17 protein-coding genes are annotated in these 18,625 nt (G+C 54.8%); all 17 read right to left on the bottom strand.

Annotated elements, in window-relative coordinates; all coding sequences use genetic code 11:
• Window positions 1-8 precede the first annotated feature (8 nt).
• Window positions 9-2,681: a DNA polymerase I gene (gene polA / locus JJB07_RS06335; RefSeq protein ID WP_201632344.1), complete on the bottom strand. Its 2,673-nt coding sequence runs from the start codon at window positions 2,679-2,681 to the stop codon at window positions 9-11.
• Window positions 2,682-2,763: 82 nt separating this feature from the next.
• On the bottom strand, window positions 2,764-3,735 hold the full coding sequence (locus JJB07_RS06330; protein WP_201632341.1) for an ABC transporter ATP-binding protein: 972 nt from the start codon (window positions 3,733-3,735) through the stop codon (window positions 2,764-2,766).
• Window positions 3,728-4,759 (bottom strand): ABC transporter ATP-binding protein, encoded by a 1,032-nt coding sequence (locus JJB07_RS06325; RefSeq protein WP_201632338.1) that lies wholly within the window; start codon window positions 4,757-4,759, stop codon window positions 3,728-3,730. Before JJB07_RS06325 ends, JJB07_RS06330 begins: the two co-directional genes overlap by 8 nt.
• Before the next feature lie 15 nt (window positions 4,760-4,774).
• Window positions 4,775-5,689, bottom strand: a complete 915-nt coding sequence (locus JJB07_RS06320) for an ABC transporter permease (protein WP_201632335.1) — start codon at window positions 5,687-5,689, stop codon at window positions 4,775-4,777.
• A gap of 2 nt (window positions 5,690-5,691) precedes the next feature.
• Window positions 5,692-6,621 (bottom strand): ABC transporter permease subunit, encoded by a 930-nt coding sequence (locus JJB07_RS06315; protein ID WP_201632332.1) that lies wholly within the window; start codon window positions 6,619-6,621, stop codon window positions 5,692-5,694.
• Window positions 6,622-7,234: 613 nt separating this feature from the next.
• A complete protein-coding gene (gene mdh, locus JJB07_RS06310) occupies window positions 7,235-8,173 on the bottom strand; it encodes a malate dehydrogenase (protein ID WP_201632329.1) in 939 nt (312 codons plus the stop codon).
• Between the two features lie 44 nt (window positions 8,174-8,217).
• The gene (icd, locus tag JJB07_RS06305; protein ID WP_201632326.1) at window positions 8,218-9,507 is read right to left on the bottom strand and encodes an NADP-dependent isocitrate dehydrogenase; all 1,290 of its coding nucleotides are present in this window, start codon (window positions 9,505-9,507) and stop codon (window positions 8,218-8,220) included.
• Between the two features lie 182 nt (window positions 9,508-9,689).
• Window positions 9,690-10,616: a DMT family transporter gene (locus JJB07_RS06300; protein ID WP_201632323.1), complete on the bottom strand. Its 927-nt coding sequence runs from the start codon at window positions 10,614-10,616 to the stop codon at window positions 9,690-9,692.
• Between the two features lie 26 nt (window positions 10,617-10,642).
• Window positions 10,643-11,032 (bottom strand): FxsA family protein, encoded by a 390-nt coding sequence (locus JJB07_RS06295; RefSeq protein WP_201632321.1) that lies wholly within the window; start codon window positions 11,030-11,032, stop codon window positions 10,643-10,645.
• Window positions 11,029-11,466 (bottom strand): acyl-CoA thioesterase, encoded by a 438-nt coding sequence (locus JJB07_RS06290; protein WP_236587622.1) that lies wholly within the window; start codon window positions 11,464-11,466, stop codon window positions 11,029-11,031. The genes JJB07_RS06295 and JJB07_RS06290 overlap by 4 nt, the downstream gene beginning before the upstream one ends.
• Window positions 11,467-11,552: 86 nt before the next feature.
• Entirely contained in the window at window positions 11,553-13,310 is a 1,758-nt protein-coding gene (gene pyk, locus JJB07_RS06285) for a pyruvate kinase (RefSeq protein ID WP_201632318.1), read from the bottom strand.
• A gap of 69 nt (window positions 13,311-13,379) precedes the next feature.
• Window positions 13,380-14,339, bottom strand: coding sequence for a 6-phosphofructokinase (pfkA, locus tag JJB07_RS06280; protein WP_201632315.1), 960 nt, complete (start codon window positions 14,337-14,339; stop codon window positions 13,380-13,382).
• A gap of 166 nt (window positions 14,340-14,505) precedes the next feature.
• Window positions 14,506-15,462 (bottom strand): acetyl-CoA carboxylase carboxyltransferase subunit alpha, encoded by a 957-nt coding sequence (locus JJB07_RS06275; RefSeq protein WP_201632312.1) that lies wholly within the window; start codon window positions 15,460-15,462, stop codon window positions 14,506-14,508.
• Window positions 15,452-16,351, bottom strand: a complete 900-nt coding sequence (accD, locus tag JJB07_RS06270; RefSeq protein ID WP_201632309.1) for an acetyl-CoA carboxylase, carboxyltransferase subunit beta — start codon at window positions 16,349-16,351, stop codon at window positions 15,452-15,454. The genes JJB07_RS06275 and accD overlap by 11 nt, the downstream gene beginning before the upstream one ends.
• A 12-nt stretch (window positions 16,352-16,363) precedes the next feature.
• Window positions 16,364-16,570 carry a glutamate decarboxylase gene (locus JJB07_RS06265; RefSeq protein WP_038091351.1) on the bottom strand — a complete coding sequence of 69 codons (207 nt, stop codon included), beginning with the start codon at window positions 16,568-16,570 and terminating at the stop codon, window positions 16,364-16,366.
• A gap of 139 nt (window positions 16,571-16,709) precedes the next feature.
• Window positions 16,710-17,951: an NADP-dependent malic enzyme gene (gene ystJ, locus JJB07_RS06260; protein ID WP_201632306.1), complete on the bottom strand. Its 1,242-nt coding sequence runs from the start codon at window positions 17,949-17,951 to the stop codon at window positions 16,710-16,712.
• Window positions 17,952-18,072: 121 nt separating this feature from the next.
• A complete protein-coding gene (locus JJB07_RS06255) occupies window positions 18,073-18,564 on the bottom strand; it encodes a phosphatidylglycerophosphatase A family protein (RefSeq protein WP_201632304.1) in 492 nt (163 codons plus the stop codon).
• Window positions 18,565-18,625 lie beyond the last annotated feature (61 nt).

The following is an 18,625-nucleotide window of genomic DNA, read 5'->3' as shown; positions in this document are numbered from 1 at the left end:
TTCCTTGGTTACTTCGCTTCGTACCACGTGTCGCCGACGTTGAGGTCAGCTTTGAGCGGAACTTTGAGGTCGGGGAGAACGCTCTCCATCTCGCGGCGAACAAGTGCGGAGAGAGCTTCGATCTCCTCTTGCGGCACCTCAAAAATCAATTCGTCGTGTACTTGCAAGAGCATGCGTGCGGTGAGCTTTTCCTTTTTCAGCGCTTCCTCGATGTTGACCATCGCTTTTTTGATAATGTCGGCGGCGGTGCCTTGGATCGGCGTGTTCATCGCGGTGCGCTCTGCGAAACTGCGCACATTGAAGTTCGACGCCGTGATATCAGGAAGCGAACGGATGCGTCCCAGTCGCGTTTTTACAAAACCGTCTTTGCGCGCTTGCTCGACGACTTCTTCCATCCAGCGTTTGACACCGGAGAACTTCGAAAAGTAGTTCTCGATGAACTGACCGGCGTCTTTGCGCGAGATGTTCAAGTTCTGCGAGAGACCGAAGTCCGAAATGCCGTAGACAATTCCGAAGTTAACCGCTTTGGCGGCGCGGCGCATGTTGGAATCCACGTCCTCTGGCGCGACTTCGAATACGTCGGACGCCGTGCGGGTATGGATGTCCATGTCGTTGACGAACGCATCGATCATATTCTCATCGCCCGCAATGTCGGCGAGGATTCGCAATTCGATCTGCGAATAGTCGGCCGCGAGGATCTTCCATTCCGGATTCGAAGGGATGAATACATGACGCAGACGACGCCCCTCTTCGGTGCGGATCGGGATGTTCTGCAAGTTCGGCTCTGTAGACGAGAGGCGGCCCGTTGCGGTCAACGCTTGGTTGAACTGGGTATGCACGCGGAAGTGACCTTCCCCCCGCGCACGGGCTGCGTTCAGCAGACCTTCTACATAGGTAGAGTTCAACTTGCCGAGGTGGCGGAAGTCGAGAATCTTTTGCACAATCGGCGAGAACGGGGCGAGTTTTTCCAGCACGTCGGCGGCGGTGGAGTAGCCGGTTTTCGTTTTTTTGGAGCCTTTGAGTCCAAGCTTTTCGAACAAGATCTCGCCAAGTTGCTTCGGCGAGTTGAGGTTGAATTGCTCCTCGGCCAACTCCCAGATTTCCGCTTGCAACAGTTCGATTCGTTGCTTGAGGTCATCACCGATGGTGCGCAGTTCTTCGGTGTCGATGCGCACGCCGATCGTTTCCATGTCGGCAAGGACGTAGGCGAGCGGGAGTTCGACGTCTTCGTAGAGCGGGAGCAGTTCCTTGTCACGCAGAGCTTCGACGAGACGCTCTTGCAACAGTGCATTGGCGGCGGCGACAGCTCCCGCGTGTTGGGCACGATCTTCCACACTGACTTCGATTTTTTTCTTGGGTGTGCCGGTCGGCAATGCGGAGACCTTCCACCCGATGTGACGCTCGATGATGTCATAGAAGTCGGGGGCGCCGTCGGCCGGGTTCAACAGATACGAACCAAGCAACGTGCAGAATGCTTTGCAGGTCACGTGGATGTCGTGCGCTTGCAACGCGGCCAGAGCTGCTTTTAGATCGTAGAACACCAACTGCTTGTCCGTCGTCGTCAAAAAGTCGCGTACCGCGCCCGGGATGGCCGTCTCGGTGAGAGGCAGGTACCAAGCTTGTTCCTGTGTGGCAAACGCGATGCCTTGGAGATCGCCAAGTTGGTAGTTCCCGACAAGTTCAAGCCAGATGCCGACTTGGTCAGGCAATTCAGCGAGAACGGTCGCAATGGTTTCAGGAGAGACGATCTGCGCTTCGACCAACGGTTGCGCCGGTTCTACCGGTTCGCTCTCGGTGGTCTCCACTCCGCCGGCAGGAAGACGGTCGAGCAAGGACTTGAATTCCAACGCTTTGAATACGTCACGCACTTTGCCCGCGTCATATCCGTTGAACGCGTACTGCTCCAACTCCACGTCTCCAAGCGGTACTTCACGCAAGATCGTGGCCAACTTCTTCGACATCATCGCCGAGTCGGCGTGCTCTCTCAATTTCTCTTGCAACTTCTTGCCCGGCGCTTCGTCTGCATGCGCCAACACTTCCTCAACCGAGGGATACTGGGCCAACAGTTTCAACGCCGTTTTCTCCCCGACTCCCGGAATCCCCGGGATGTTGTCGGAGGAGTCGCCCATCAACCCTTTCAGGTCGATAATTTGTTGAGGCGTCAAACCATAGCGTTCGTGAATTTGCGGGATGCCGTACTTCTCCGTCTCCGTGATTCCTTTGCGTGTCAACATCGTCGTCACTTGATCGGAGACGAGTTGGAGCAAGTCTTTGTCCCCTGTTACGACCAAGGATTGGTAGCCCTCTGTTTCCGCTTGCTTCGTCAACGTACCGATGATGTCGTCCGCTTCGTATCCTTCTATTTCGACATAAGGGATGTCGAAGGATTGCAATATTTCCCGGACAATAGGGAATTGCTCTCGCAGCTCTCCCGGAGTTTTCTCACGCGTTCCTTTGTACTCGGAGAACACTTCATGTCGGAAATTGGCCTTGCCTTTGTCAAACGCAACGACCAGATGCGTCGGTTTCTCGTCTTGCAACAACCGCAGCAACATCTGGGTGAAACCAAACGCAGCGTTGGTGAATTGCCCCTTGGAGTTTGACAGGGGCGGGAGTGCGAAAAACGCACGGTATGTAATCGAGTTCCCGTCGATCAAGATTAGTTTTTTCTCTTCGCTCATGACTCCACCTCGTCCAATCATAGATACATTCCATTGTAACATAAAAAAAAGCACACCGCTGTGGGTGTGCTTTTCTCACGTATTAGTTGTAGAGCAGGCAAGAAACGAAGTGGTTCGGCTCTACTTCTTTGAGTTCCGGAGTCACTTGTGCGCATTCCGGCATTGCCTTCGGGCAACGGGTACGGAAGCGGCAACCGGACGGCGGGTTGACCGGAGACGGAACGTCACCTTCGAGGATGATGCGCTCGCGGGTGCGCTCAATTTCCGGGTCCGGGATCGGAATCGCGGAGAGCAGGGCTTCGGTGTACGGGTGCAACGGTTTGCGGTACAGTTCGTTCGCATCCGCAACTTCAACCAGTGCGCCGAGGTACATAACACCGATACGGTCCGAGATGTGCTTTACCATCGCCAAGTCATGGGCGATGAAGAGGTAGGTCAGACCGCGCTCATCTTGCAGTTTCTTCATCAGGTTGACGACCTGTGCTTGGATGGATACGTCCAGAGCGGAGATCGGTTCGTCGGCGATGATGAATTCCGGTTCGATCGCGAGGGAACGTGCGATCCCGATACGTTGACGCTGACCGCCGGAGAATTCGTGCGGGAAGCGAGACGCATGTTCGGCGTTCAAACCAACAGTTTCGAGCAGTTCGAAGATGCGGTCTTGGCGAGCGCGACCCGACATCAAGTTGTGGATGTCGATGCCTTCGCCAATGATGTCACCAACCGTCATACGCGGGTTGAGAGACGCGTACGGGTCTTGGAAGATCATCTGCATCTTGCGGTTAAATTGCTTCAAGTCACGGCCTTGGAGTTTGTGGACGTCCTTGCCGTTAAAGAGAACTTGACCTTCGGTTGCATCGTACAGGTTGATGATCGTACGACCGGTGGTGGACTTGCCGCAACCGGATTCGCCGACCAGACCGAACGTTTCGCCGCGCTTGATCGAGAAGGAGACGTTGTCGACAGCCTTCAGGACAGCACCACGGCCGAGGTCGAAGTGTTTTTTGAGGTTCTTAACTTCAAGAATGGTTTCTGCATTCGGTACATTAGCCATTGTGATGCCCCCCCACTTCTACAGGACGTTCAACTTTGGGAGCGTTCGGGTGCAGCAACCAGCAAGAAGCGCTGTGACCAGAGTTGATCTTGGAGATGTCCGGGTCTGCCTCCAGGCAGATTTCCATCGCGTACGGGCAACGCGCTGCGAACGCGCAACCTTTCGGCGGTGCAATCAGGTCCGGCGGGGTACCTTCGATCGGGATCAAATCTTGTTTCTCGTCGTTGTCGAGACGCGGAACCGAACGCATCAGACCCCAAGTGTACGGATGTTGCGGGTTGTAGAAGATATCGTCTACAGTCCCTTGCTCTACGACTTTACCTGCGTACATAACGACAACTCGTTGAGCGAGGTCGGCCACGACGCCAAGGTCATGAGTGATCAGGATGATCGATGCGCCGGTTTTCTCTTGCAGGTCGCGCATCAAGTCGAGGATCTGTGCCTGAATCGTTACGTCAAGCGCGGTGGTCGGCTCGTCGGCGATCAGGAGCTTCGGGTTACAAGCCAGTGCGATTGCGATCATGACACGTTGGCGCATACCGCCGGAGAATTGGTGCGGGTAGTTATCCACACGGCCTTCCGGATTCGGGATGCCGACCAGACGCAACATTTCAATTGCGCGCTCGCGAGCAGCTTGCTTGGAGAGACCTTGGTGCTTGACCAGACCTTCGGCGATTTGCTTGCCGATTTTCATGGTCGGGTTCAGCGAGGTCATCGGGTCTTGGAAGATCATCCCCATCTCCGAACCACGGATATTCTCCATTTCTTTGTCAGACAGTTTCGAGATGTCGACCTTGCCATCAAAGATGATGGAAGAGGTGGACTTGATTTCACCCGGCGGTTGAGCGATCAGGCGCATGATCGCTTGGGAGGTTACGGATTTCCCGCAACCGGATTCCCCTACGATCGCCAGTGCTTCACCTTTTTTCAGGTTGAAGGTTACGCCGCGAACTGCGTGTACCTCACCTGCATAGGTGTGGAACGAGACCTTGAGGTCTTTGACTTCAAGAATGTTGTTCGACATGTGCGTACCTCCTTACTATTTACGAAGTTTCGGGTCGAGCGCGTCACGCAGACCGTCGCCGACCAAGTTGAAGGACAACATGATAAGCGAGAAGACGATGGACGGGCAAAGCAGGCGCCACGGGAAGTTACGCATAACTTGCACGCCGTCGTTTACGAGCGAACCGAGCGATGCCATCGGCGGCTTGATCCCCAGACCGATAAAGGACAGGAATGCCTCCGAGAAAATCGCGCCCGGAACGGTGAAGGTTACGTTGATGATGATGATCCCGAGTGCGTTCGGAACCAAGTGGCGCAGGATGATACGCCAGGAGCTTGCACCGAGGGTGCGCGCTGCGAGAACGTACTCTTGCTCTTTGAGAGAAAGCATCTGACCGCGGACGAGACGAGCCATACCGACCCAACCTACCGAAGCCAATGCGATGATGATCGTGAAGATACCCGGTCCCATTACCATCATCAAGAGGATGACGATGATCATGTAAGGGAGGCCGTAGATGATCTCAATGATACGCTGCATGATATCGTCGACGCGGCCGCCGAAGTAAGCGGAGATACCGCCGTACAGGACGCCGATGGTGAAGTCCATCACCGCTGCGATGATACCGATGAAGAGGGAGATTCGAACGCCCCACCATACACGAACCCATTGGTCACGGCCGAGGTCGTCGGTGCCGAACCAGTGTGCGCCGGACGGTGCGAAGTTACGAGCTGCATAGTCTTGCGTTTGGTAGTCGTACGGCTGGATGAACGGACCGATGATCGCGAGGATCGAGAGAAGGACCAGAACACCCAAACCTGCGATTGCAAGTTTGTTTTTCTTGAGTCGGCGCCATGCGTCAGCCCAGTAGGAAAGGGATTTGCGAACGACGCGCTCCTTGTTGCCGCCTTTGGTAACGGGTTTGAACTTGTCTTGAGTTACGGTTTGCATCGTTACTTTCCTCCTTTCGCCAGACGGATACGCGGGTCAACCACGCCGTACAGTACGTCGGTGACCATGATCGCAATGATGAGGAGAGCTGCGTAGAAGATCGTCATCCCCATGATCATGGTGTAGTCATTGGTAGAGATGGATTGAACGAAGAACTTACCCATCCCCGGAACTGCGAATATCTGCTCGACCACGAAAGCACCGGTGGTGATGTTAACCACGGCAACCCCGAGGATCGTAATAATCGGGAGCATAGCGTTACGGATGGTGTGTTTGACAACAACCGCGAAACGCGAGAGACCTTTGGACTTAGCAGTTTTGACGTAGTCTTGGTTGACGACGTCAAGCATGGAGGTACGCATCATCCGTGCCATCGTTGCCAGCGTACCAAACGCCAGAGTGATGGTCGGCAAGATTTTGTACTCAGGACCTTTCCACAGTGCCGGCGGCAACCAGCCCAGCTTAACGCCGATGAAGTACGAGAGCAGCGGCCCGATTACGAAAGCCGGTGCCGATACCCCGATGATAGCGGTCAGCATTGCGACATAGTCCCAACCTTTGTTGTGGTTAAGAGCAGCTACGATCCCAAGAATGAGACCGATGATAACGGCGACGATAATCGCGTACATCCCGAGTTCAGCAGAGGTCGGGAAGGTTTGCTTGAGGACTTCGTTGACGGAACGGGTCGGATAGTTGAAAGAGACACCGAAATCGAACGTTGCGATTTTCTTCAAGTACGAGCCGTATTGAACATAAATCGGTTGATCAAGACCGTACGTCTTCATGAGGACAGCTTTCGCCTCAGGACCGAGTTTTTGCGAGTTCGCGAACGGATCGCCCGGAAGGTTATGCATCAGGATGAAGGTCAAGGTGATCAGAACCCACAAGGTAATGATCCCATAAATCAATCGACGGAGGATAAACCTAAGCACAACCACACCTCCCAAATCATTAGTTTTTTTGGATGTTTGAGATTCGAACTTTAGTCTACTTTTTTCTTTCTGTGAATGCTAGTGCGTTTTGCTGGCAATACTCGATACAGTGTGAATTTCCCTAGTGCGGCGACGCTATGCCGTGTGAATGTAAAAAATGGAAGCGCTCTCATGGCCCTTTTTGCGTACGCCTCAGCTTCCCTCCTTGCCCCTTGGAATGAAAGTTGAAACTTTGAGTGTGAGTGTATGGTAAGGCACAGCCTAATACCCGGAGTTAGTTGCGTGACTTTTCAAGTAAATCAAGTTTCGGATGGTATGACTCGTCCCTCTATCCCTACTAGAGGTCGTGAGTTTTTATGCAACAAAAGATTCCGACAACATAGATTTCATAGAGAAACAGCCACAAGTTATACAATAACACAAAGGAGAGTTTGATGCGAGAGATTTGTGACCAATTTCGTCACGAATCTAGAATATTTCTTATCAGAATCATCAAGATTCTACAAGAATCGACGTTTCTCTCCCCTCTCCGCGAACCGTTGTGTGTCGTTTGTATACAGATAGACACGAAAAGACCCCAGAGGTTACACTCTGGGGTCAATTTTTTTGAAAATTAGGATACGACCTTGATAACGTTGCGCACAGACTCGGCAGACTTGTCGAGAGCTGCTTTTTCTTCAGAGGTCAATTCCAGTTCAAACACTTTCTCGATGCCGCTCGCACCGAGCAGGGTCGGAACGCCCATGAAGAGATTTTCGTAGCCGTACTCGCCTTCGAGGAGGACGATGGACGGCAGGATGCGTTTCTTGTCCTTGAGGATCGCTTCCGCCATTTGCACGAGCGATGCTGCCGGAGCGTAGTACGCCGAGCCGTTGCCAAGCAGTTGAACGATTTCGCCGCCGCCCACGCGAGCGCGTTGGACGATTTCAGCCAGACGTTCAGCCGGGATCAACTTCTCAAGCGGAATGCCGCCAGCGTAGGAGTAGCGAACGAGCGGAACCATGTCATCGCCGTGGCCGCCAAGGACGAAGCCGGTTACGTCCTCAACGGAGACGCCCAGTTCCATCGCGATGAAGGAACGGAAACGTGCGGTGTCGAGAACGCCGGATTGGCCGATGACGCGGTTTTTCGGGAGACCGGATGCTTTGAAAGCCACGTAGGTCATTGCGTCAACCGGGTTGGAGAGGATCAACAAGATGGTGTTCGGAGAGTGCTTCACCACTTGCTCGGTGACAGATTTCACGATACCTGCGTTGGTGTTGACGAGATCGTCACGGGACATTCCCGGTTTGCGGGCAATGCCGGCGGTGATGATGACGAGGTCGGAATCAGCGGTGTCTTCGTAGTTCGAAGTGCCGATGATATTCGCGTCAACGCCGAGAACCGGAGTTGCTTCGAACATGTCGAGTGCTTTGCCCTTGGTCGGGTTTTCGAGCTGCGGGATGTCGAGGAGTACAATATCGCCGAGCTCTTTCTGAGCCAAGAACAGTGCGGTGGTTGCACCGGTGAAGCCTGCACCTACTACGGTGATTTTTTTGCGCTTCAAAGTCATGGTGTTCGTCCTCCTCTATATGTTCTATTACACTCCGTTATGAACTACAGGTTCTTGATGATTGCGTCTGCGAATTCCGAGCACTTGACTTCGGTAGCGCCTTCCATCAGGCGAGCGAAGTCGTAGGTGACGGTCTTCTGGTCGATCGCTTTCTCCAGAGCGGTGATGATGGAGTCAGCCGCTTCTTGCCAGCCGAGGAATTCAAGCATCATAACGCCGGAGAGGATGACGGAACCCGGGTTCACTTTGTCGAGGTTCGCGTATTTCGGAGCGGTGCCGTGGGTTGCTTCAAATACTGCGTGGCCGGTTACGTAGTTGATGTTCGCGCCCGGCGCGATGCCGATGCCGCCAACTTGTGCAGCGAGTGCGTCGGAGATGTAGTCGCCGTTCAGGTTGAGGGTTGCGATCACATCGTATTCAGCCGGACGGGTCAGGATCTGTTGAAGGAATGCATCTGCGATGACGTCCTTCACGATGATCTTGCCTGCAGCTTCAGCAGCCGATTGTGCTTTGTTCGCAGCGTCGGTGCCTTCTGCGTCCTTGATACGATCATATTGTGCCCAAGTGAAGACTTTATCGCCGTATTCACGTTCAGCCAGTTCATAACCCCAGGTTTTGAACGCGCCTTCGGTGAACTTCATGATGTTGCCTTTGTGAACGAGGGTCAGAGATTTGCGGTTTTGAGCGATTGCGTAGTCCAGAGCGGAACGAACGAGACGCTCGGTACCTTCCTTGGAAACCGGCTTGATGCCGATACCGGAAGTTTCCGGGAAGCGGATCTTCTTCGCGCCGAGTTCGTTGCGCAGGAAGTCGATGAGTTTCTTCACATCATCGGAGCCTTCTGCGTACTCGATGCCTGCGTAGATGTCTTCGGAGTTTTCACGGAAGATGACCATGTTGGTCAGTTCCGGACGTTTAACCGGAGACGGAACGCCGTTGAAGTAGCGAACCGGACGAACGCATGCGAACAGGTCGAGCTCTTGACGGAGCGCGACGTTCAGAGAACGGATGCCGCCGCCGACCGGAGTGGTGAGCGGGCCTTTGATCCCGACGAGGTATTCGCGGAATGCGGTCAGGGTATCCTTCGGAAGCCATTCGCCAGTTTGATTGAACGCTTTTTCACCTGCGAGAACTTCGAACCATTCGATTTTCTTCTCGCCGTTGTAAGCTTTCTGAACAGCCGCGTCAAACACGCGAACGGACGCGTTCCAGATATCCGGACCAATGCCGTCCCCTTCGATGAACGGGATTACCGGGGTGTTCGGTACTTGCAGTTTGCCATTCTCAATCGTGATCTTCTCACCTTGAGTCGGAGCGGTGTACTTTTCAAACATGAAAAAATGACCTCCTCTACTTATGTACAGATATATGAGTGGGTAAGGGGACAAATCACTGCCTCCTTACCCACTTATCTGACGCGAAATACAAATTTTGTGCTGGTACAATCATACCATATTGCAAGTTGCTCCAACAAGAAATATTTTCATGCATCGAACCGAAGTTTCATCAGATGAAACTAGATTGACTTCTTCTTGCTGGTGGAGAGAAACAGCCAGATGCCGCTCATGATGATGGCCCCGCCCAACCACTGGGCGCCTGTCACCGATTCGCCGAGCAACAGGAACGCGAGAATCGTGGCACCGATCGGTTCGCCGAGAATCGCCATCGAGATCGTGGCGGCGTTGACGTACTTGAGCAACCAGTTGAACAACGTATGTCCGAACACCGTCGGGATGACGGCGAGCAAGACGAACAGCATCCACTCGTGACCGTCGTAAGCAACCAAAGAATAGCCTTCCCCAAGGCAATAGAAAAACATAACGACAATCGCAAAAATGTACACCCAGAGACTGTATACCAACGACGACATCCCTTGCTGGGCATTGCGCAGATGTTGCCCGATGACGAGGTAGCCGCTGACGGTCAGCGTCCCCAACAAGGACAACAGGTCGCCCCACAGAGCATCCCCCGACACGCGGAAATCTCCCCAGCCGATGCAGGTGCTTCCCACGATGGCGATACCCGCCCCCGCCCAGGCTTGCCACGACGTGCGTTCACGAAGTGTGAAGTAGGCGAGCACCATGACGAAGATCGGTTGCAACGTGATCAAAATCGTCGAGGACGCAACGGTGGTGTATTTCAGAGAGCCGATCCAGAGGATGAAGTGGAACGCGAGACAGACACCGGATGCGGCGACCAGCACCCACGTGCGCAACGAGAAGGACCGGACTTCGGCACGGGACTTTTTTGTAAACAACACCGGACAGAGAATCAAAAACGTGATGATCAAGCGGTACAAGCCAAGCACGGCGGCCGGAGCGCTGGACCATTTGATGATGATGGCAGAGAACGAGACGGCGAGCACCCCGATCAAGAGAAAGAGAATCGGCGGTACGGGCAACGGTTTGGCCGTTTGCTGTGTTTGCAGTTGTAGTTCAGACATTGCGTTACGCTCCTATCTCGAAATCATCAGCGGAAGTACGTGATACGGCCCTTCGACAAGAGACGCAGAAGCCAGACTTTGAGCAGCGGTTTGAACAGATTGCGAAGGCCCGGTACGAGCAGGAACAGTCCGAACACATCCGTTAGAAAACCCGGTGTCAGCAACAGTGTGCCGCCGACGAGGACACAAGCACCGTCAAGCAGCGCCTCGCCGGGGATCATCCCCTTCGAGAACTCGCGACGGATTTGGTTCCAAACACGCAGCCCCTGCGTTTTCAGCAGGTAGGCACCCAGAAACGAACAAGCCACGATCAGGAAAAAAGTCGGCCATCCGCCAATGACTTGGCCGACTTGGATCATCGTAAAAATCTCCAAAGCCGGGACGACGACTACCAAAACCAGCAGGAGGCGCATCATGAGCTCAACCCGGCTCTCTCCACGATGATCGCGTGCAGGTCGGGATATGTCTTGTGCATGCGGACAACATGACCACTTGCGGCGTCTTGGAAGACGTGTTCGGTTTTGCCGCTGACCAACTTTTCGCCGTCCGACAAGCGGACGACTTCGTAGCCGAACGTCAGGCGTACTTTGTTGTAGGAATCGATCCAAGTGCGGACTTCCACGGAGTCGTCAAAGAGCGCCGACGCATGGTACTTGCAGGCGACCTCCGTCACCGGCAGAAAAACGCCCGCTTCCTCCAACGGTCGATACGGGAACCCGCTTTGGCGCATGAACTCCACGCGCCCGACTTCAAACCAATGCAGATAGTTCGCATGATGGACGATGCCCATCTTGTCCGTTTCGTGATAGCGCACGGAGAACTCCGTGGTGACAATCATTGCGTTTGCCATCTTCAAGCCCCCTTTTGTCATACGGGTTTATTATAACGCAAAAAACGCTCCTCGGTTGAGGAGCGTTTTTTCAAATCGCCGGGACCTTACAGCACGTGTGCAACGCCTTCGTAGACGAGGCCGGTGCGCGGGTCGACGGTGACCGTCATGCCGGTTTGCAGATCATCGGTCGCGCCTTGGACGCCGACGATCACCGGGATGCCAAGCGAGATGCCGACAACCGCTGCGTGCGAAGTCAGACCGCCTTCGACGGTGATGACTGCCGCTGCTTTCTCCATCGCCGAAACGATGTCGCGGTCGGTGGAGTGCGTGACGAGGATGTCACCGTCTTCGATTGCGAGCAAGTCTTCCGTTTTGTTGCTGACCAAGAGACGGCCGGAGACTGCTCTATGCCCGATGCCTTGGCCGCGAGCGAGCACTTCGCCGATCGTGTGAACTTTGATCATGTTCGTTGTGCCCGGTTGACCGACCGGAACACCGGCCGTGATGACCAACAGATCGCCGTGGTCAACGAGACCGGAAGCCAGCGCCCCCTCGACCGAAACGGAAAGCAGTTCGTCGGTGGTTTTCGCTTTCTTGGTCAAAACCGGATACACGCCCCAGGAAACGAGCAGTCGACGGGACACTTCCTCGCGGTCTGTCGTTGCAATGATCGGAGTGGACGGACGATGTTTGGAAACCATGCGTGCCGTGTGACCGCTCGACGTCGCCGTAACAATCGCGTGCGCTTTGAGTTCCTTCGCAACGGTTGCCACCGCGTGGGACATTGCATCGGTGATGGAGCCTGCTTGCGCTTCAATCGTGCTGGTGCGCGCCGGAACGAGACGTCCAAACAGAGCTTCCTCTGCGCGTTCTGCGATGCGTGCCATCGTGGCAACCGCTTCTGCCGGGTACTTGCCGGCAGCCGTCTCGCCGGACAACATGATCGCATCGGTGCCGTCAAAAATTGCATTGGCCACGTCACTCGCTTCTGCACGTGTCGGGCGCGGGTTGCGTTCCATGGAGTCGAGCATCTGCGTCGCCGTGATGACCGGCTTGCCGAGTTTGTTGCACTTGGCAATCAACATCTTCTGTGCGAGCGGCACTTCCTCGGTCGGAATCTCGACGCCGAGGTCGCCGCGTGCCACCATGAGGCCGTCGGTGACTTCGAGAATCTCGTCGATCAGTTCGAGACCTTCTTGGGTCTCGATCTTGGAGATGATCAGTTGGGTTGCGTTTTTCTCTTCGAGAATGCGGCGCACGTCGAGAACGTCGGACGCTTTGCGAACGAAGGACGCTGCAATCAAGTCAACGCCTTGGTCGACCCCGAAGCGGATGTCGGCGACGTCCTTCTCCGTGACAGACTCGATGCGCAGTTTCACGCCCGGTGCGTTGATGCCCTTGCGGTTTTTCAACGTGCCGCCGTTGATGACGCGGCAGTGGATGTCGGTGCCTTCGACTTTTTCGACGATCAGACCGATCAGGCCGTCGTCAATGCGCAGGTCGGAACCGACGGTGACGTCCTCCGGCAGACCTTCGTAAGAAATCGAAATGCGGTTTTCATCGCCAAGTTCGATTTGCTCGGTGGTCAAGATGATCTTGGCGTCGTTCTGCAACTCAACGGCACCGTCGCGCACCATGCCGGTACGGATCTTCGGGCCTTTGATGTCCAGCATAATCGCAATCGGTTTGCCGAGTTCTTCGGAAGCTTGGCGGATGTTGCGAATGCGTGCCGCATGCTCATCGTATGTACCGTGTGAGAAGTTGAGACGGGCAACGTTCATCCCGTTTTGGATCAATGTTTTTAACATGTCGACCGATTCAGAAGCCGGTCCGATCGTACAAACGATTTTCGTTCTGCGCATGTGCGCTTCCCCCTTGAACCTTCTAGATGTATCCAATGGTAGCAAAAAACTGTGAATTTTGCATGTCATTTAGATAGAAAGTACGCCCGCCAATTCATAAAGCGTCATGTCAGGCGAACGCGGCGTGCAAAGTGCTTCGTTGATGTCGGTCGCCGTGACCTTGCCGCCTTGGACCCCGATCATCTTCGCTTGATCGCCTTCAATCAGCAGATCGACCGCTTTCGCTCCCATCTTGGAAGCCAGCATCCGGTCGAACGCAGTCGGTGAACCTCCGCGTTGGATGTGACCCAGAACGGTCACACGAGTATCCCAACCGGTCAATTCGCGAATGACTTCGCCGATCGCAAAGCCCTTGCCCGCACCTTCGGCCACGAGGATCAGCGAGTGTTTCTTGCCACGAGCTGCTCCGCGCTTGAGTTTTTCAACGATGGCTGCGATGTCATACTTTGCTTCCGGCACCAAGACATTCTCAGCTCCGCAAGCCACGCCTGCCAGCAACGCGATGTCTCCGGCGTTGCGGCCCATTACTTCAATGACATACGTGCGTTCGTGCGACGTTGCCGTGTCGCGAATTTTGTCAACCGCTTCTACGACCGTATTGACGGCGGTGTCGAAGCCGATCGTGTAATCGGTGCACGGAATGTCATTGTCAATCGTGCCCGGAATCCCGATTGTCGGAATGCCTTTGTCAGACAGAATTCTGGCACCTCGAAACGACCCGTCGCCGCCGATGACGACCAGACCGTCGATGCCGTGTTCCTTGATCTTGGCAACCGCTTTGTCTTGGCCTGCCTCAGAACGGAATTCATCGCAACGAGCCGTTTGCAAAATCGTGCCGCCTCGATGGATGATGTCGCCGACCGAACCCAAGTCCATCGGCACGATATCTCCTGAAATCAAACCGGTGTAGCCGCGCTTGATCCCCGCGACTTCAAGCCCGTGAAAAATCGCCTTGCGCACTACCGCACGGATCGCCGCGTTCATCCCCGGCGCGTCGCCTCCGCTGGTTAACACCCCAATTTTCCGCATCGCTCTCTCCAACTCCTGTCTCCAATCGGTTCTCTCCATATGTGTGACACAAAATGTCCCGAGGGACGTGATGCGTCCCGCATATGCACAAAGGATGCGAACACCGCTCCTCTGCAGATTCTATGCAGATAGGTTCAGTGTTCGCCCCCGGTGCAGCCGCTATGCATCAACCATTCGTATAGTGGCCCATCTTCTTAAACTTTTGGTAGCGTTCTTCAACCAGCACGTCGAGCGGAATCTCCAACAGTTCGCGCAGAGCGGCCAAGACCGTCTCACGGACGGAAGCGATCGCCGCTTCTTGGTCCTTGTGCGCTCCACCGTCCGGTTCGCTGATGACGCCGTCGACCACACCGAATTCGTAGATGTGATCGGCCGAGATCTTCATCGTCTCCGCCGCGCGTTGAGCTTGTCCCGCGTCTTTCCACAGCAGAGCCGCTGCACCCTCCGGCGAGATAACGCCGTAGATGGAGTTCTCCAACATGTAGATGCGGTCGCCGATGCCCAGTGCCAGCGCACCGCCGGAACCGCCTTCGCCGGTGACAACACAGACGATCGGCGTACGAAGCGCAGCCATTTCCAACAGGTTGCGAGCAATCGCTTCCCCGATGCCGCGCTCTTCAGACGCAATGCCCGGATACGCACCGGACGTGTCGATGAAGCAGATGACCGGTCGGCCGAACTTCTCCGCTTGCTTCATGAGACGAAGCGCTTTGCGGTAGCCCTCCGGCTGAGCCATCCCCCAACGACGAGCGATGTTCTCCTTGGTATCATGACCCTTCTGGTGGCCCATGATCGTGACCGGAATGCCGTCGAGCTTTGCAATCCCGGCCACAATTGCCATGTCGTCGCCAAACGCGCGGTCCCCGTGCAACTCGAGGAAATCGGTGCACATCCCCTTGATGTAATCGAGGGTGGTCGGACGTTCGGAATGACGCGCCATCTGGGTGCGTTGCCACGGAGACAGGTCTTCGTAGAGGTTGGCCGCCAATGATTCGGCTTTCTCTTCGAGTTTGCGGATCTCTTCTGAAAAATCAAGACCGCTCTGTTCCGAGAACGCGCGCAGTTCTTCGATTTTCTTCGTGAGTTCCACCAACGGTTTCTCAAACATCAAATCATTCGCCACGCGCGCCACCTCCGTGCAGTTCCAAGATCGTCGCCAGGTTCTGCTTCATGTCCTTGCGCGACACGACCATGTCGAGCATGCCGTTTTTGAGCAGGAACTCTGCCGTTTGGAAGTCATCCGGGAGCTTCTGGCGGATCGTCTGTTCGATGATCCGACGACCGGCAAACCCGATCAACGCGCCCGGTTCGGCGATGTTGATGTCGCCAAGCATTGCAAACGAGGCCGTAACCCCACCTGTGGTCGGATACGTGTTGACGGCGATGTAGAGGATTCCGGCTTCATGCAGTTTCGCAAGGGCTGCCGAAGTTTTCGCCATCTGCATCAGCGAGAAAATCCCCTCTTGCATACGAGCACCGCCTGATGCGGTGAACAAAATAACCGGATAACGCTTCGCAATCGCATGCTCGATGGCGCGGGTGATTTTCTCACCGGCAGCAGAGCCGAGCGACCCCATGAAGAACGTGGAGTCCATGACGCCTACGACAACAGGGAAACCGCCGATCGTGCCTTCGCCGGTCACGATGGATTCTTTGATACCCGATTTCTTCTGCTCGCGTTCCAACTTGGCGGGATACTCCGGGAACCCCAGCGGGTCCACGGCCGTCATTTCCGAATCGTATTCAAAAAAGCGTCCCTCATCCAGCGTCATCAGGATGCGTTCCATAGCGTTCAACGTAAAGTGGTATCCACAACTCGGACAGACTTTGAGGTTCTTCTCCAATTCCTTGGTAAAAGTTGCCTCACCGCAACGTTTGCACTTGGTCATCAGCCCTTCAGGCACCGATACTTCGACCGGGGCTTTCTGGGTGCGCCCAAGACGTTCTGCCACATCTTGTGAAGTCAGGGTCGCATACCGTTGCTTTTTCTTATGGAAAAGATCCTTCAGCACGCTCTCACCTCATTAATTTGGATAGCGATGCGAGGAGTGGAGGATGTCCTTGAGAACTTCCTGTACCTCGTCTAGCTCAGATTCCGGAACGAGAATCTCATACTGTTCCTTGGCGATATTTGTTTGGCGAAGCTTGACCAGAAACCCTTCTTGCGTGAGCTTGTCCTGAATGCGCTCAGCCGTTTTGGCGTTCGGAGCAATATAGATCACAGTCCACATAGGAGAGCACCTTCCTCAGCGATAACGTCCGTAATTTTGGACTCATCATATCATACAGCCCAACATGCCGCAACAACTCGAAATGCCGCAAAAAAGGCCCCGTCAAGCCACCCTTGGTTGCTCGTGACAAGCCTTTTGATCAGGCCTGCGAAGCAACGATGGACGTCAAGGCTCGAGTCTTGTCCGCCACATGGGCGGGGTCGACTTCCACGCGGGCCACGCCGGTCTCCATCGCCGCTTTGGCGACGGCGGAAGCGACGGCCGGTGCAACTCGCGCATCGAACGGTTTGGGAATGACGTACTCCGCCGTCAATTCCTCATCGGTGATCAGATCGGCAATGGCGTAGGCCGCTGCGATCTTCATCTCTTCGTTGATCGTCTTCGCCCGCGTGTCGAGCGCACCACGGAAGATCCCCGGGAAGGCGAGAACGTTATTGACTTGGTTCGGGTAGTCGGAACGTCCGGTCCCGACGACCTTCGCGCCTGCTGCATACGCCTCAGCCGGAACGATCTCCGGGTCGGGATTAGCCATGGCGAAAATGATCGGATCGGGTGCCATCGAACGCACCATCTCCTGGGTCACTGCGTTGGCGACCGACACGCCGATGAAGACGTCCGTTCCCACGATCACTTCTTCGAGCGATCCTTGGATGCGCTCGTGGTTGGTATTCTTGGCAATCAGGTCCTTGATCGGATTCATGCCTTCGGTGCGGCCTTCGTAGATCGCACCTTTGGTGTCGCACATGACAACGTTTTTGACGCCCATGGAAAGAAGGAGTTTGATAATAGCAATTCCGGCGGCGCCAGCGCCGTTGGCGACAACTTTGATTTCCTGCATGGTCTTGCCGGTGACTTTTAACGCATTGATCAGACCGGCGAGGGTAACGATTGCGGTACCATGTTGGTCATCGTGAAAAACCGGGATGTCGAGTTCTTGCTTGAGTCGTTCCTCGACGGCAAAGCAAGCCGGAGCTGCGATGTCTTCGAGGTTGATTCCGCCAAACGTCGGTTCCAGAAGTTTGACGGTGCGAACGATCTCGTCGATGTTCGTCGTATCCAAGCAGATCGGAACGGCGTCCACGCCGGCAAACGACTTGAACAGGACCGCTTTGCCTTCCATGACCGGCATCGCCGCATGGGGGCCGATATTGCCTAAGCCAAGCACCGCGGTGCCGTCACTCACAACTGCCACGAGATTTCCCTTAGAAGTATAGTCATAGACGCGCTCCGTGGACTTGTGAATTTCTTTGCACGGCTCTGCGACGCCCGGGCTGTAAGCGAGACTCAGATCGTAGGCGTTTGCCACCGGAACTTTGGAAACGACGCCTAGCTTGCCTTGGTGCGTGCGATGTAATTCCAGTGCCTCTTCTCGCAACGACACGTGACTTCACTCCTTTTGTGAAGCCCCATTTCACACGAGGTTCTCGTGAAATGGGGCATCTTCGGTACTTAATTATATCATGCCTGCGAGATGCATTTCTACTGATGAGTCATTAATTAAATTAATCTAAATCTTGAATTTTACTAACTGTCTTTCCAGAACGATGCGCGATACGAGCAGAGGCTGCGGCGGCGATTCCGGCGACCAAATCATCCAGGAAAACATGCACTCCGTTCTTCTTGTCGTTAAGTTTCGCGATGATTCCTATTTTCTCCTTGTCGAGGTATCCAAATGATGTAAGTCCGATGGAACCGTAGACGTTGGTAATCGACAACGCGAGGATCTCATCGACGCCATAGAGCGATTCGTCCGTTTCGAGGATCGTCTGCAGAGGCTCCTCCAACAACTTCTGTTCCGCCAGCATGTCGAGCGCGATGCCGGTGTAGAGCGCGTATTGAACTTCTCGTTTGACGAGGACGGCCAAGACGCTTTCTACGCACGGGTCGCGTTGCAAGTCGGGATGATACGGTTTTTGCAGGGTGAAGACGATGTCCGCGATGTCGTCAACGGTGACGCCTCTTTTTTGAAGCAGTTTGATGATCTCGGAGTTCATGGATTCGCCTCCCTGGTGGGTGAAGAGAAGATAGTACCACCTTATGTGGGGGCAACCGGAG

This window comes from Tumebacillus amylolyticus, assembly GCF_016722965.1.
Classification (GTDB): Bacteria; Bacillota; Bacilli; order Tumebacillales; family Tumebacillaceae; genus Tumebacillus; species Tumebacillus amylolyticus.
Note: the sequence above shows the minus strand (reverse complement) of the source record. Positions and strands in the feature narration are given on the sequence as shown.

Coding starts and splice junctions, on each gene's coding strand:
- polA (WP_201632344.1), bottom strand. CDS start 2,681: ATGAGCGAAGAGAAAAAACTAATCTTGATCGACGGGAACTCGATTACA.
- JJB07_RS06265 (WP_038091351.1), bottom strand. CDS start 16,570: ATGTGGACTGTGATCTATATTGCTCCGAACGCCAAAACGGCTGAGCGC.
- JJB07_RS06295 (WP_201632321.1), bottom strand. CDS start 11,032: ATGATGCGCCTCCTGCTGGTTTTGGTAGTCGTCGTCCCGGCTTTGGAG.
- JJB07_RS06320 (WP_201632335.1), bottom strand. CDS start 5,689: ATGCAAACCGTAACTCAAGACAAGTTCAAACCCGTTACCAAAGGCGGC.
- JJB07_RS06325 (WP_201632338.1), bottom strand. CDS start 4,759: ATGTCGAACAACATTCTTGAAGTCAAAGACCTCAAGGTCTCGTTCCAC.
- mdh (WP_201632329.1), bottom strand. CDS start 8,173: ATGACTTTGAAGCGCAAAAAAATCACCGTAGTAGGTGCAGGCTTCACC.
- pyk (WP_201632318.1), bottom strand. CDS start 13,310: ATGCGCAGAACGAAAATCGTTTGTACGATCGGACCGGCTTCTGAATCG.
- pfkA (WP_201632315.1), bottom strand. CDS start 14,339: ATGCGGAAAATTGGGGTGTTAACCAGCGGAGGCGACGCGCCGGGGATG.
- JJB07_RS06300 (WP_201632323.1), bottom strand. CDS start 10,616: ATGTCTGAACTACAACTGCAAACACAGCAAACGGCCAAACCGTTGCCC.
- icd (WP_201632326.1), bottom strand. CDS start 9,507: ATGTTTGAAAAGTACACCGCTCCGACTCAAGGTGAGAAGATCACGATT.
- JJB07_RS06330 (WP_201632341.1), bottom strand. CDS start 3,735: ATGGCTAATGTACCGAATGCAGAAACCATTCTTGAAGTTAAGAACCTC.
- JJB07_RS06290 (WP_236587622.1), bottom strand. CDS start 11,466: ATGGCAAACGCAATGATTGTCACCACGGAGTTCTCCGTGCGCTATCAC.
- JJB07_RS06255 (WP_201632304.1), bottom strand. CDS start 18,564: ATGAACTCCGAGATCATCAAACTGCTTCAAAAAAGAGGCGTCACCGTT.